We start from the raw sequence: 14,396 nt of genomic DNA, 5'->3' as shown, positions 1-14,396 counted from the left end.
TTGCACTATAATTCTGGCTCAATTTCGATGCTGACATAGCTCAGTTGGCTAGAGCAGTTGATTTGTAATCAACAGGCCCGGGGTTCAAATCCTCGTGTCAGCACCATTGAAATAGAATATTAGAAACAGTGTTAGACCAGATATTATAAATGGTGGGATAGTCAAGTGGCCAACGACGGCAGACTGTAAATCTGCTCCCTATGGGTTCAGAGGTTCGACTCCTCTTCCCACCACCATTCAATGGCACATGCGGGCGTAGCTCAGTTGGCTAGAGCGTCAGCCTTCCAAGCTGAGGGTCGAGGGTTCGAGTCCCTTCACCCGCTCCATTGAAACCTTTTAATTTCTGGAAGCTGAAGTACAATTTCAACTTAAATTACTTCATATATAGAATATTATATAAATATCTATATAGCTTTAAATCTAATCAAAAAAACTGATATCAAAATAAAAAATTATGCAATTATTGCTTGTGTATATTTATACTATTATTGTCTGTGCTCTCGTGGCTCAGGGGTAGAGCACTTCCTTGGTAAGGAAGAGGCCGGCGGTTCAAATCCGCTCGTGAGCTCCATTTTAAAAATAATAGTTTAAATTTAAGCAATAATTGAATGATTTTTGGGTACAATCCCGTTTCAATTCACAATTAAAGTCGGAGGACACTATGGCAAAAGAAAAGTTTGAGCGTAATAAACCGCATGTAAACATTGGAACAATTGGTCACGTAGATCATGGTAAAACAACATTAACAGCAGCTATTACTGCAGTATTAGCAGTAACTAATGGTGCAGCACTTATGGATTACGATGCAATCGATAATGCTCCAGAAGAAAGAGAGCGTGGTATTACTATCGCTACTTCACACGTTGAGTATGAGACTGATTCTCGTCACTACGCACACGTTGACTGTCCAGGTCACGCGGATTATGTTAAGAACATGATTACTGGTGCTGCTCAAATGGATGGTGCTATTCTAGTTGTTTCTGCTGCTGATGGCCCAATGCCACAAACTCGTGAGCACATTCTTCTTTCTAAGCAAGTTGGTGTTCCATACCTAGTTGTTTTCATGAACAAAGAAGATATGGTTGATGATGAAGAGTTATTAGAATTAGTTGAGATGGAAATTCGTGAACTTCTTGACATGTATGACTTCCCAGGTGACGATACTCCAATCACAGCTGGATCAGCACTTAAAGCTCTTGAAGAAGCAAAAACTGGTACTCTTGGTGAGTGGTCAGAAAAAATTCAACAACTAATGAAAACTGTTGATGAGTATATTCCTGAACCAACTCGTGAGACAGAAAAAGATTTCTTAATGCCTGTTGAAGATGTTTTCTCAATCTCTGGTCGTGGTACAGTTGTTACTGGACGTATCGAGCGTGGTACTGTTAAAATTGGTGAATCAGTTGAAATCGTAGGTATCCGTGATACTCAGACTACTACTGTAACTGGTGTTGAAATGTTCCGTAAAGAAATGGACATGGGTGAAGCTGGTGATAACTGTGGTATTCTAGTTCGTGGTATCGGTAAAGATGATGTTGAGCGTGGTCAAGTACTTTGTAAGCCAGGTACTATTACTCCTCACACTAAATTTACTGCTGAAATCTATGTACTAAGTAAAGATGAGGGTGGTCGTCACACTCCATTCTTTAACGGTTACCGTCCTCAGTTCTACGTTCGTACTACTGATGTTACAGGTGCAATCACTTTACCAGAAGGTACAGAGATGGTTATGCCAGGTGATAACGTAAGTATTACTGCTGAGTTAATTCACCCAATTGCAATGGAACAAGGTACTAAGTTCGCTATCCGTGAAGGTGGTAGAACAGTTGGTGCTGGTGTTGTTGCTGAGATTCTTGCATAATTCGCTTACGCGAATTTTGCATTAATCCTTTTAAAGGTTAATTAACATGAGAGAAGCGATTCACTTAGGTTGTGAGAAATGTACTAGACGTAATTATCACACAACAAAAAACAAAAAAACTCATACTGAAAAATTTTCGGTAAGAAAATATTGTAAGTTCTGTAGAGAACATACAACTCACAAAGAGATGAAACTGTAATAGTCTCATTTCTTTTTGGTTTTAAATAGGACTCTGTCCTGTTTATGAAAATATAGGCGTATAGCTCCAATGGTAGAGCACCGGATTCCAAATCCGGGTGTTGGGAGTTCGAGTCTCTCTACGCCTGCCACTTCCATTAATTATTAGTGAAGCTTTAAGCTTTATTTATAATTAATGCACTTTTAGGAAAGTTTAATGAATTTAGGTACACATATAAGAAATGCAAGATCAGAGTTAACTAAGGTAATCTTTCCTACGAAAGGTCAGGTTAAACAAGCTTATATTTCTGTTTTAATAGTTGTAACTGTAATAGCAGCTTTTTTAGCTTTAGTTGACTTAGTTATGTCATCTGTTATGTCAGCAATTTTAGGTTAAGGAGAAAATATGGCACATCAATGGTACTCAATCCAAACATATGGAAGTGAAAGAGCTGTTCGTGAAGCAATCCTTAATATGATAGAAGAAATGGGACTACAAGACTTCATAAAAGAAGTTATTGTTCCAACTGAAGATGTAATAGAAGTAAAAGATGGTAAAAAGAAAATAACTGAGCGTTCTTTGTATTCAGGGTATGTTTTTGCTAATATAGACTTAAATACTGAAGTTCAGCATCTAATTACTGCTTTACCAAAAGTATCTGGATTTATTGGTGAAGCAAATACACCAACACCTCTAAGTGAACACGATATTAGTGTTATATTAGATCGTGTAAACAACCGTGCTGCACCTAAACCAAAAGTTTATTTTGATAATGGTGAGACTGTGCGTATTATTGATGGTCCATTTGCGAACTTTACTGCAACTGTGGATGAGTATGATTTAGAGCACGGTACTCTAAAACTAAATGTTTCAATTTTTGGTAGAGCAACTCCGGTTGATATCTCTTACACTCAAGTTGAAAAAATAATTTAAATTATAAAAAGGAAAAAAAATGGCAAAAAAAGTTATGGACTATATCAAGCTACATATCGAAGCTGGTAAAGCAAACCCTGCACCACCAGTAGGACCAGCTTTAGGACAACGTGGTGTTAACATCATGGAATTCACAAAAGCATTCAATGAAAAAACAAAAGATAAGATGGGATTCAAAGTTCCTGTTGTTATTACAGTTTATACAGACAGAAGTTTTACTTTTGTTACTAAACAACCACCGGCATCTGCACTTCTTATGAAAGCAGCTGGACTTAAAAAAGGTACGGATAACCCTCTTAAAAACAAAGTTGGAAAAATCACTCGTGCTCAATTAATGGAAGTTGTTGAAGCAAAAATTCAAGATTTAAATACAGATGACAAAGAAATGGCAGCTAATACAATTGCTGGTTCAGCTCGTTCAATCGGTATTGAAATAGTAGATTAATAAATCAGAATCATCGACCACAATGATTTTAAATTTTGTGGCAGAATTACATAGGAGAATTTGAAAATGAGTAAAAGATATAAACAATTATTAGAAAAAATTGATAATACAAGATCATATGGTGTTGCAGACGCATCTAGCGCTGTTAAAGAACTTAAAAGTGCAAAATTTGATGAAACAGTTGAAGTTGCTCTTAACTTAAATGTTGACCCAAGACACGCTGACCAAATGGTTCGTGGTGCAATCGTACTTCCACACGGAACTGGTAAAACTGTTCGTGTTGCTGTTTTTGCTAAAGGTGTAAAAGCTGATGAAGCAAAAGCTGCTGGTGCTGATATCGTTGGTACTGACGATTTAGTTGCACAAATTAAAGAGGGAATCTTCAACTTTGATGTAGTTGTTGCTGCACCAGACTGTATGGGACTTGTTGGTCAAATCGGTCGTATTCTAGGGCCAAAAGGTCTTATGCCTAATCCTAAGACTGGTACTGTAACTCCAGATGTTGCAACTGCTATTAAAAATGTTAAGGGTGGTCAAGTTAACTTTAGAGTTGACAAAAAAGGTAACATCCATGCTGGTATTGGTAAAGTTAGTTTTGAAACTGCACAGATTTCTGAAAACTTAGCTACTTTTGTTGCTGCAATCAATAAGCAAAAACCTGCTTCTGCTAAAGGTCGTTATATTAAAAATGCTGCTCTTAGTTTAACTATGAGTCCTGCAGTAAAACTTGACGTATTCGAACTAGCTGATATTAAATAATTATTAGTAATTTTTAGTGCCTTAACCTTTATTAAGGCACTGTAAAGTTACTACTTTGGTAACTGCATTTTATGGACTAGAGATATAGGAGCGAAAGCTTAATTTTACTGCATTTGCGGTATACCTGTTGAAGTGTTGTCTGGAAAGGAGAATATTCTATGACAAAAACACAAAAAGCTGAAATTATTGAAGTACTTTCTACTGATTTTAAAAACGCACAAGCTGTAATCTTTTGTGATTACAAGGGTTTAAGCGTTTCTGATTTAGAAGGTTTAAGAAAAATCGCACGTGCTAAAGAAGCAAAAGTTCAAGTTGTTAAAAATACTTTAGCAACAATTGCACTAGAAAAAGCTGATTTAACTGGTGTTGAATTAAAAGATACAAACATTTTAGTTTGGGGTGAAGACTCTGTTGCAACTTCTAAAGTTGTTGCTGAATTCGCTAAAGGTAATGATAAATTCGTTATCAAATCTGCATATGTAGATCGTGAAGCATCAGATGCTGCTAAAGTTGAAGCATTCGCTAAACTTCCAGGACGTGAAGAGTTACTTGGTATGCTTGCAGCAACTTGGATGGCTCCACTTACATGTATTGGATTTGGTCTTAACGCTCTTAAAGAGAAAAAAGAACAAGAAGCTGCTTAAGCAGTTAATTTTATAAAATATAATTAAAATAAGGAATTACACATGGCTGTAACTAAAGAAGACGTATTAGAATTTATTTCAGGACTTTCTGTATTAGAACTTTCTGAATTAGTAAAAGAATTTGAAGAAAAATTCGGTGTATCTGCACAACCTGTAGCGGTTGCTGGTGGTGCTGTTGCTGGTGGCGAAGCTGCTGAAGAGAAAACTGAGTTTGATGTTATTATCACTGATGCTGGTGCTAAGAAAATTGGTGTTATTAAAGCTGTTCGTGCACTTACTGGTCTTGGTTTAAAAGAGGCTAAAGAAGCAACTGAAGCTTTACCATCTACTATCAAAGAGGGTGTAGATAAAGAAACTGCTGAAGAAGCTAAAGCTGCTCTAGAAGAAGCTGGTGCTACAGTAGAAGTTAAATAATAATTTAACTAAAATTATGAGGGCTTTGCCCTCATCTTTCTTGGGCGCTTTTACAAAAGGATTTAGTCCTTTTGTAAAAGTGCCCTTATGTCGTTTATAAGCACTGTTAAAACAAAGCTCTTATTAGAGCCCCACAAAATTTATTCAAGGACGCTTGAATATGATACTAATTACTTATCGAGGTAGCCTATGTTAAACACTTTATACTCCGGAAACCGTCTTCGTGTAGACTTCTCTAAAACTCCTCAACAGATCGAAGTACCAAACTTACTACAACTTCAACAAAGTTCATATGACAACTTTTTGATGCTAGATGCTAAAGACAGAGCTGCTAGTGGTATTGAACAAGTATTTCAATCAGTTTTTCCTATTCATGATACTCAAAACAGACTTACTGTTGAGTATATTGGTAGTGAAGTAGCAAACCCAAAATATACCGTTAGAGAATGTATGGAACGTGGTCTTACTTATGCTGTTAGCCTAAGAATGAAAACACGTCTTGTACTTTGGGACAGAGATGAGAACACTAAAGAGAAACTTGGTGTAAAAGATATAAAAGAACAAAGTATTTTTGTTCGCGACATTCCACTTATGACAGAGAGAACTTCATTTATTATTAATGGTGTTGAGCGTGTTGTTGTTAATCAACTTCACAGATCACCAGGTGTTATTTTTAAAGAAGAAGAGTCAACTACAGCTGGAAACAAACTAATATATACAGGTCAAATTATTCCAGACCGTGGATCATGGTTATACTTCGAGTATGATCCTAAAGATATTCTTTATATGAGAATTAATAAACGTCGTAAAGTTCCTGTAACAATAATGTTCCGTGCTTTAGGGTACTCAAAACAAGATATTTTAAAACTATTCTACCCTATTCAAACTATCAGTCTTGAAGATAACAAATTCACTATGGATTTCAATCCAAGTGATTTTGCATCAAGACTTAGTTATGACCTAATAGATACAAATGGTAAAGTCCTTGTTTTAGCTGGAAAAAGACTTTCAGTAAAAAAAGCACAAAAGTTTGTTGATGATGGATTAAAATCTGTAGAATACCCACTAGAGACTCTTATTGATCGTTATTTAGCTGAGCCAATTATTGACCCTGAAACTGGTGAAATACTTTTTGATACTATGACTCACATTGATGAGACAAAACTTAAGAAGATGGCTGAGATCGGTGTTAGTAAATTTAAAATAGCAAATGATTTAGCTGAAGGTGTTGATGGATCAATTATTAACGCATTTAATGCAGATGCTGATTCACTAAAACTACTTAAACAAACTGAAGAGATCGAAGATGAAAATGACTTAGCTGCTATTCGTATCTACAAAGTTATGAGACCAGGTGAGCCAGTAACTAAAGAAGCTGCGAAAATTTTTGTTAATCAACTTTTCTTTGATCCAGAGAGATATGATCTTACTAAAGTCGGTCGTATGAAAATGAATCATAAACTAGGACTTAATATTCCTGAATATGTAACTGTTTTAACACATGAAGATGTAATTAACTCTGTTAAATACGTTATTAAAGTTAAAAATGGTCAAGGTCATATTGATGATAGAGATCACTTAGGTAACCGTCGTATCCGTTCAATCGGTGAGCTTTTAGGTAATGAGCTACATAATGGTCTTATCAAAATGCAAAAAGCGATTAGAGATAAGTTATCTACTATGAGTGGTCCAATGGCAGAATTAATGCCTCATGATTTAATCAACTCAAAAATGATTACTTCTACAATAATGGAGTTTTTCTCAGGTGGACAACTTTCTCAGTTTATGGATCAAACGAATCCACTATCAGAAGTTACACACAAACGTCGTCTTTCTGCACTAGGTGAAGGTGGTCTTGTTAAAGAGCGTGCTGGTTTTGAAGTGCGTGACGTGCACCCGACTCACTATGGTAGAATCTGTCCAATTGAGACTCCAGAGGGTCAAAATATTGGACTTATCAATACTCTTGCTACTTATTCAAAAGTAAATGAGCATGGTTTTATTGAAGCTCCATATAAAGTAATGAAAGATGGACAAGTTCTTGATGAAGTTGTGTATCTTACTGCGACTCAAGAAGAGGGTGTTAAAATTGCTGCTGCATCAAATAAACTTGATGATAACGGACAATTTATTGATACTCTTATTACAACAAGAATAGACGGTGAGATCTTACTTCGTCCACCTGTTGAATGTGAATATGCTGACCTTTCATCTCATATGGTTGTTGGTGTTGCAGCTTCACTTATTCCTTTCTTAGAACATGATGATGCCAACCGTGCTCTAATGGGTTCAAACATGCAACGTCAAGCTGTACCTCTACTTAGACCACTTGCTCCAATGGTAGGAACAGGTGTTGAGAAACTTGTTGCTCGTGATTCTTGGGAGTGTGTAAAAGCTAAGAGAGCTGGTGTTGTTGAGAAAGTAGATGGTAAACATATCTATGTAATGGGTGATGATGATGGAGAGATCTATATAGATTACTATCCATTACAGAAAAACCTTCGTACAAATCAAAATACTTCTTTTGCTCAAAAGCCAATAGTGAATGTTGGACAAAAAGTAAGAAAAGGTCAAGTTATTGCTGATGGTCCAAATATGGATCAAGGTGAGTTGGCACTTGGTGTTAACGCAATGGTTGCTTTCATGCCTTGGAATGGTTATAACTTTGAGGATGCTATCGTAATCTCTGAGAGATTAATCCGTAAAGATGCATTCACTTCAGTTCATATTTATGAGAAAGAACTTGAAGCAAGAGAGCTTAAGCATGGTGTTGAAGAGATTACTCGTGATATTCCAAATGTTAGAGATGACGAGTTAGTTCACTTAGATGAGTCTGGAATTGTTAAAATCGGTACTCAAGTAAGCGGTGGTATGATCTTGGTAGGTAAAGTTTCTCCAAAAGGTGAAGTTAAACCAACTCCTGAAGAGCGTCTGCTTCGTGCTATTTTTGGTGAAAAAGCTGGTCACGTTATAAATAAATCTCTTTACTGTCCTCCAAGTATGGAAGGTGTTGTAGTTGATGTTAAGATTTTTACTAAAAAAGGTTATGATAAAGACCCTCGTGCACTTGAACTTGAAAAAGAAGAGAGAGATTATTTAGAGCGTGAGCACTATGATCGTCTTCTTATGATAGATAAAGAAGAGATGTTAAGAATTACTAAACTTTTAACTAAAGAAGCTTTAGTTAATGATATTAAAATTGGTGAGACTGAGTATAAATCCGGAGATATCATCAATGGTGCAGATTTAGTAGAAGTAAACCGTTTTGCAATGAATGCTATTGTTAAATCATTTAGTGAAAATATTCAAGATGAATACAATAAAACTAAAAACTACTTCCAAAAAGAGAAAAGACTTTTCCGTGATGAGCATGAAGAGAAACTAACTATTTTAGAAAAAGATGACATACTAGCTAATGGGGTTGTCAAGTATGTAAAAGTATATATTGCTACTAAACGTCAACTTAAAGTTGGTGATAAAATGGCTGGTCGTCACGGAAATAAAGGTATTGTTTCTATAATCGTTCCAGAAGTTGATATGCCATATATGGAAGATGGAAGAAGTGTTGATGTATGTCTGAATCCTCTGGGTGTTCCATCTCGTATGAATATTGGACAAATTTTAGAGATGCATCTTGGTATGGCAGGTCGTGAACTTGGTAACCAGATTTTAGAGCAGTTTGAGACTAAACAAAAAGATTTTATCGATAACTTACGTGCTAAAATGATTGCTATCTCTGACGTTGCAGGACTTATGAATGCAGCTAAAGTAATCGGTGAGATGAGTGATGAAAAATTCTTGCACTATGCTCGTGACTGGTCAAAAGGTGTTAGATTCGCTACACCAATTTTCGAAGGTGTAAATGCTGTAGAATTTGCTAAACTATTTGAATTGGCAAAAATGGATACTGATGGTAAAGTTGTACTTTATAACGGTATGACAGGTGAAAAGATAAAAGAGCGTGTTAATGTAGGTTATATGTATATTCTTAAACTACATCACTTAGTTGATGAGAAAATCCATGCTCGTTCAACTGGACCATACTCTTTAGTTACTCAACAGCCGGTTGGTGGTAAAGCACTATTTGGTGGACAGAGATTTGGTGAGATGGAAGTATGGGCTTTAGAAGCTTACGGTGCTTCTGCAGTTCTAAAAGAGATGCTGACTATTAAATCAGATGATGTTGATGGTCGTGTACGTGCTTATAAAGCAATTACTAAAGGTGAGTTGATACCAGCATCTGGTATTCCAGAAACACTATTTGTATTAACAAAAGAGCTTCAAGCATTGGCTCTTGATGTAGAGATTTTTGACGAGGTTGAAGACGATGAGTAAATTAGTACCTATTGAAGTAACAGAAGATAACAGACCAAAAGACATAAAGCAGCTGCAATTCCGTTTAGCTGCTCCTGAGAAGGTAATGTCTTGGAGTCATGGTGAAGTTAAAAAACCTGAGACTATTAATTATCGTACTCTTAAGCCAGAGCGTGATGGACTTTTCTGTGCGAAAATTTTTGGACCTGTAAGAGACTATGAGTGTCTTTGTGGTAAATACAAAAAGATGCGTTATAAAGGTGTAGTATGTGAGAAGTGTGGTGTTGAAGTAACAAGCACTAAAGTTCGTCGTAACCGTATGGGTCACATCGAACTTGTAACTCCTGTTGCACACATTTGGTATGTAAGTTCATTACCTTCAAGAATTGGTACTCTACTTGGTATCAAAATGAAAGATTTAGAGCGTGTACTTTATTACGAAGCATATATCGTTGAGTCTGGTGGAGAAGCATATTATGATGCTGAAGCAAAAACACCTGTTTTAAAATATGATGTTTTAAATGAAGAGCAGTACCGTACATTAGTTCAGAGATTTGGTGAGTTAGGCTTTAAAGCTCGTATGGGTGGTGAAGTTGTTCGTGATTTACTAGACTCAATCGATTTAGTTGATTTATTTACTCAACTTAAAGAAGATATTGAGCTTACAAAATCTGAAGCTAAAAGAAAAACAATTGCAAAAAGACTTAAAGTTATCGAGTCTTTCTTAAACTCTGGAAATAATCCTGCTTGGATGATGTTAACAGTACTTCCTGTTCTTCCACCAGATTTAAGACCTCTTGTTTCTCTAGATGGTGGTAAATTTGCAGTTTCTGATGTAAATGACCTCTACCGTCGTGTTATTAACCGTAATCAAAGACTTAAGCGTCTTGTTGAACTAGAAGCTCCTGAGATTATTGTTCGTAATGAAAAACGTATGCTACAGGAATCTGTAGATGCATTATTTGATAATGGTCGTCGTGCTAATGCTGTAAAAGGTGCTAACAAACGTCCACTTAAATCATTAAGTGAAATCATTAAAGGTAAGCAAGGGCGTTTCCGTCAAAACTTACTTGGTAAGCGTGTTGACTTCTCTGGTCGTTCTGTAATTGTTGTTGGACCTACTTTACGTATGGATCAGTGTGGATTACCTAAGAAAATGGCTTTAGAGCTGTTCAAGCCGCATCTTATTGCTAAACTTGAAGATAAAGGTTATGCTACAACAGTTAAAGCTGCTAAGAAGATGATTGAAGACAAAACAAACGAAGTTTGGGAATGTTTAGCTGAAATAGTTGATGGTTACCCGGTTATGCTTAACCGTGCACCGACGCTTCACAAGCTTTCAATTCAAGCATTCCACCCGAAACTTATTGATGGTAAAGCTATTCAGCTTCACCCATTAGTTTGTGCTGCATTCAATGCCGATTTCGATGGTGACCAGATGGCTGTACACGTACCTTTATCTTCTGCTGCAATTGCAGAGTGTAAAGTACTTATGCTTGCTTCTATGAATATTATGCTTCCTGCATCTGGTAAAGCGATTGCTACACCATCACAGGATATGGTTCTTGGACTGTATTACATCACTTTAGAGAAAAATGGTGTAAAAGGTTCAAATAAACTTTTTGCAAACGTTGATGAAGTAAGAATTGCAATTGAGCATGAAGCTCTTGATCTACATGCAAAAGTAAGAACTAGAATCGACGGTAGAATAATTCATACTACTGCAGGTCGTATGCTTTTAAAAGCTGTTCTTCCTGATTTTGTTCCTGCTGAGCTTTGGAATAGAATTATGAAGAAGAAGTATATCAATGAAGTTGTTGATTATGTTCAAAAACATGGTGGTATTGGTATTACAGCTACATTCTTAGATAACTTGAAAGATCTGGGTTTTAAACATGCAACAGAAGCTGGTGTATCAATTTCTATTGATGATATTATCATCCCAGAGACAAAGCCGGCTAAAATTATTGACTCTAAAAATAGAGTTATTGAGATTCAAAAGCAGTTTGAAGCAGGTCTTTTAACTGAACAAGAAAGATATAATAAAATCATTGATGTTTGGACTGATACTAATAATACTCTTGCATCTCAGATGATGGACTTAGTTCAAACTGACAAAGATGGTTTTAACTCTATACATATGATGGCTGATTCCGGTGCTCGTGGTTCTGCTGCACAGATTCGTCAGTTAGCCGGTATGCGTGGTCTTATGGCTAAACCTAGTGGTGAGATTATTGAAACACCGATTGTTTCAAACTTTAAAGAGGGTCTTAATGTAATTGAGTACTTCATTTCAACTCACGGTGCTAGAAAAGGTCTTGCCGATACAGCACTTAAAACTGCGAATGCGGGTTATCTTACTCGTAAGCTAGTTGATGTTGCACAAAATGTTAAGATAGTTGAACATGATTGTCATACTCACGAAGGTATTGAGATTTCAGATATTTCTGATCAAAATACTCTAATTGAGTCTTTAGAAGACAGACTTAACGGCAGAGTTTTAGCTGATGATGTTATTGATCCTATCTCTAACGAGATTTTATTTGCTGAAGGAACACTTCTTGATGAAGTAAGTGCTAAAGTTATCTCTGAAGCTGGAATCAAAACTGCACATATTAGAACTCCTACAACTTGTAAAAGTGAAAATGGAATCTGTGCTTTATGTTATGGTGTTAACCTTGCAACAGGTCACATTGTTCGTACTGGTGAGGCAGTTGGTATTATTGCCGCTCAGTCAATTGGTGAGCCTGGTACACAGCTTACACTACGTACATTCCACGTTGGTGGAACTGCAAGTTCAACTGCGCAAGAACGTCAAGTTATAGCTGAAAAAGAAGGTTTTATCCGTTACTACAACCTTAAAACTTACGCTTCAAAAGAGGGTAAAAATATAGTTGCAAACAGAAGAAATGCTGCAGTACTTTTAGTTGAACCTAAAATTAAAGCTCCATTCGCTGGTAAAGTTGAGATTCAAACAATTCATGATGAAGTTATTATCAGTATATCTTCTGCTAGTGAAACAGTTCGTTATGCTCTTCGTAAAAATGAGATTGCTAAACCGAATGAATTGGCTGGTGTAGCTGGTCAAATTGAAGGTAAATACTACTTCCCATATGAAAGTGGAACAGAAGTAGTTGAAGATGAATCTATTGTTGAGACTATTAAAGATGGTTGGAATGTACCGAGTCGTATTCCATACGCTTCAGAAATCTTAGTTAACGATGGTGCACCTGTAACTCAGAAAATATTAGCTAAAGAAGAGGGTACTGTTAAGTATTTCCTACTAAAAGGTGACTATTTAGAGAGATTTGAAGGTCTAAAAGCTGGATATGAAGTTGTAGAAAAGGGTCTATTCGCTACTGTAGTTGATTCAAATCACCGTGAAGCAATCAGACACTATATAGCTCGTGGTTCTGTTATTGTAACAGAAGATGATGCAATTGTAGACGCTTCTACATTAATTGCTAAGCCTACAAGTGATGAGTCAACAGTTATCGCTGAATGGGATCCATATTCTAATCCGGTAATTACAGAAGCTAATGGTGTAGTAAAATATGAGGATATAATCGTAGGTACTACAGCAACTGAGCAACTTGATGAGCTAACTGGTAAAACACGTCTAATGATTAATGATCACATCTCTGCAGAGTACAAACCAACAATTGTACTTGCTACTGAAGATGGTGAGTTACTAAGATATGCAATTAGTCCTAAATCATCTCTATTTGTTGATGATGGGGCAACAGTTAAAGTAGCAGATATAATTGCTAAAACACCAAAAGCACTTCAAAAATCAAGCGATATTACCGGGGGTCTTCCTCGTGTATCTGAACTATTTGAAGGTCGTCGTCCAAAAGCAACTGCACTAATCTCTGAGATTGACGGTACAGTAAGCTTTGGTAAACCACTACGTGGTAAAGTACGTATTGTTATAGCATCTGAAAATGGAATAGTTAAAGAATACTTTGTAGATAAATCTCATGTTGCAGTTGTTGCGGCAGGTGACTTTGTTCACGCTGGAGAAAGACTTACTACTGGTATTATTTCTTCACATGAATTACTTCGTATTATGGGTGTTAAAGCACTTTATAACTACCTAGTAAGTGAAGTTCAGCAAGTTTATCGTTCTCAAGGGGTAAATATTGCAGATAAACATATTGAAGTTATCTTCACTCAGATGCTTAGACAGATCAGAATTGTAAAATCTGGTGATACTAAGTTTATCGAAGGTGATCTAATATCTAAGGCTAAGTTCAAAGCTGAGAATAACAAGATAATTAATCTTGGTGGTCGTCCAGCAATTGCTGAACCATTCCTAGTTGGTATTACAAGAGCTGCTGTTGCTGCAGATAGTATTATCTCAGCAGCATCTTTCCAAGATACAACTAAAGTTCTTACAGAGGCAGCAGTTTCAGCTAAGATCGATGATCTTAACGACCTTAAAGAAAATGTTATTATTGGTCGTACTATTCCAGTTGGAACAGGTATATATAAAGATCAAGAAGTTATTTTTCACGACACAGATAAATAAATAAAATCTTATCTACTTCTTTTGCTCCTACGCTCTTGCGTAGGAGCTTTTAATTCTCATTTCAAACCACAATTATTAATCCACACTTAAAATAAGCTAACTTTAATTACATTTTCTGTATTATTACGCGTCTATAACTCCCTAAAAATAGTGAGTTAAATTCTACTGGAAAAATAAAGTAAAGGAATTGTATGCCTACAATCAATCAATTGATTCGTAAAGAGCGTAAAAAAGTGATTAAAAAATCAAAATCACCAGCTCTTGTATCGTGTCCACAGCGTCGTGGTGTTTGTACTCGTGTTTACACAACTACACCA

General features: G+C 36.2%; 10 protein-coding genes, 5 tRNA genes and 1 pseudogene. All 16 read left to right on the top strand.

The window, feature by feature from the left end; translation table 11 throughout:
* Positions 1-29 precede the first annotated feature (29 nt).
* Positions 30-106 (top strand) — tRNA-Thr (locus tag ABZC13_RS13870).
* Between the two features lie 45 nt (positions 107-151).
* Positions 152-236, top strand: a tRNA-Tyr gene (locus ABZC13_RS13865).
* 13 nt (positions 237-249) lie between these two features.
* A tRNA-Gly gene (locus ABZC13_RS13860) sits at positions 250-326 on the top strand.
* Positions 327-496: 170 nt separating this feature from the next.
* A tRNA-Thr gene (locus ABZC13_RS13855) sits at positions 497-571 on the top strand.
* Between the two features lie 90 nt (positions 572-661).
* Complete coding sequence (gene tuf / locus ABZC13_RS13850; protein WP_373005174.1) at positions 662-1,861, top strand: elongation factor Tu; 1,200 nt, start codon at positions 662-664, stop codon at positions 1,859-1,861.
* A gap of 46 nt (positions 1,862-1,907) precedes the next feature.
* Complete coding sequence (gene rpmG, locus ABZC13_RS13845) at positions 1,908-2,060, top strand: 50S ribosomal protein L33 (RefSeq protein ID WP_294963186.1); 153 nt, start codon at positions 1,908-1,910, stop codon at positions 2,058-2,060.
* A gap of 54 nt (positions 2,061-2,114) precedes the next feature.
* Positions 2,115-2,190, top strand: a tRNA-Trp gene (locus tag ABZC13_RS13840).
* Positions 2,191-2,255: 65 nt separating this feature from the next.
* The gene (secE, locus tag ABZC13_RS13835; RefSeq protein WP_321267609.1) at positions 2,256-2,435 is read left to right on the top strand and encodes a preprotein translocase subunit SecE; all 180 of its coding nucleotides are present in this window, start codon (positions 2,256-2,258) and stop codon (positions 2,433-2,435) included.
* Between the two features lie 9 nt (positions 2,436-2,444).
* Positions 2,445-2,972 carry a transcription termination/antitermination protein NusG gene (gene nusG / locus ABZC13_RS13830; protein WP_373005170.1) on the top strand — a complete coding sequence of 176 codons (528 nt, stop codon included), beginning with the start codon at positions 2,445-2,447 and terminating at the stop codon, positions 2,970-2,972.
* A 19-nt stretch (positions 2,973-2,991) separates the two neighbouring features.
* Positions 2,992-3,417: a 50S ribosomal protein L11 gene (gene rplK, locus ABZC13_RS13825; RefSeq protein ID WP_373005167.1), complete on the top strand. Its 426-nt coding sequence runs from the start codon at positions 2,992-2,994 to the stop codon at positions 3,415-3,417.
* A 66-nt stretch (positions 3,418-3,483) separates the two neighbouring features.
* Positions 3,484-4,176 carry a 50S ribosomal protein L1 gene (rplA, locus tag ABZC13_RS13820; RefSeq protein ID WP_373005165.1) on the top strand — a complete coding sequence of 231 codons (693 nt, stop codon included), beginning with the start codon at positions 3,484-3,486 and terminating at the stop codon, positions 4,174-4,176.
* Positions 4,177-4,334: 158 nt separating this feature from the next.
* Positions 4,335-4,820, top strand: coding sequence for a 50S ribosomal protein L10 (gene rplJ / locus ABZC13_RS13815; protein WP_373005162.1), 486 nt, complete (start codon positions 4,335-4,337; stop codon positions 4,818-4,820).
* A 42-nt stretch (positions 4,821-4,862) separates the two neighbouring features.
* Positions 4,863-5,234, top strand: coding sequence for a 50S ribosomal protein L7/L12 (gene rplL / locus ABZC13_RS13810; protein ID WP_373005159.1), 372 nt, complete (start codon positions 4,863-4,865; stop codon positions 5,232-5,234).
* A gap of 189 nt (positions 5,235-5,423) precedes the next feature.
* Positions 5,424-9,569 carry a DNA-directed RNA polymerase subunit beta gene (rpoB, locus tag ABZC13_RS13805; protein ID WP_373005156.1) on the top strand — a complete coding sequence of 1,382 codons (4,146 nt, stop codon included), beginning with the start codon at positions 5,424-5,426 and terminating at the stop codon, positions 9,567-9,569.
* Positions 9,562-14,079 (top strand): DNA-directed RNA polymerase subunit beta', encoded by a 4,518-nt coding sequence (gene rpoC, locus ABZC13_RS13800; RefSeq protein WP_373005153.1) that lies wholly within the window; start codon positions 9,562-9,564, stop codon positions 14,077-14,079. The genes rpoB and rpoC overlap by 8 nt, the downstream gene beginning before the upstream one ends.
* A gap of 191 nt (positions 14,080-14,270) precedes the next feature.
* Positions 14,271-14,396 (top strand): annotated as a pseudogene (gene rpsL, locus ABZC13_RS13795) (30S ribosomal protein S12); the annotation flags it as partial.

Source organism: Sulfurimonas sp. (assembly GCF_041563035.1).
Classification (GTDB): domain Bacteria; phylum Campylobacterota; class Campylobacteria; order Campylobacterales; family Sulfurimonadaceae; genus Sulfurimonas.
Note: the sequence above shows the minus strand (reverse complement) of the source record. Positions and strands in the feature narration are given on the sequence as shown.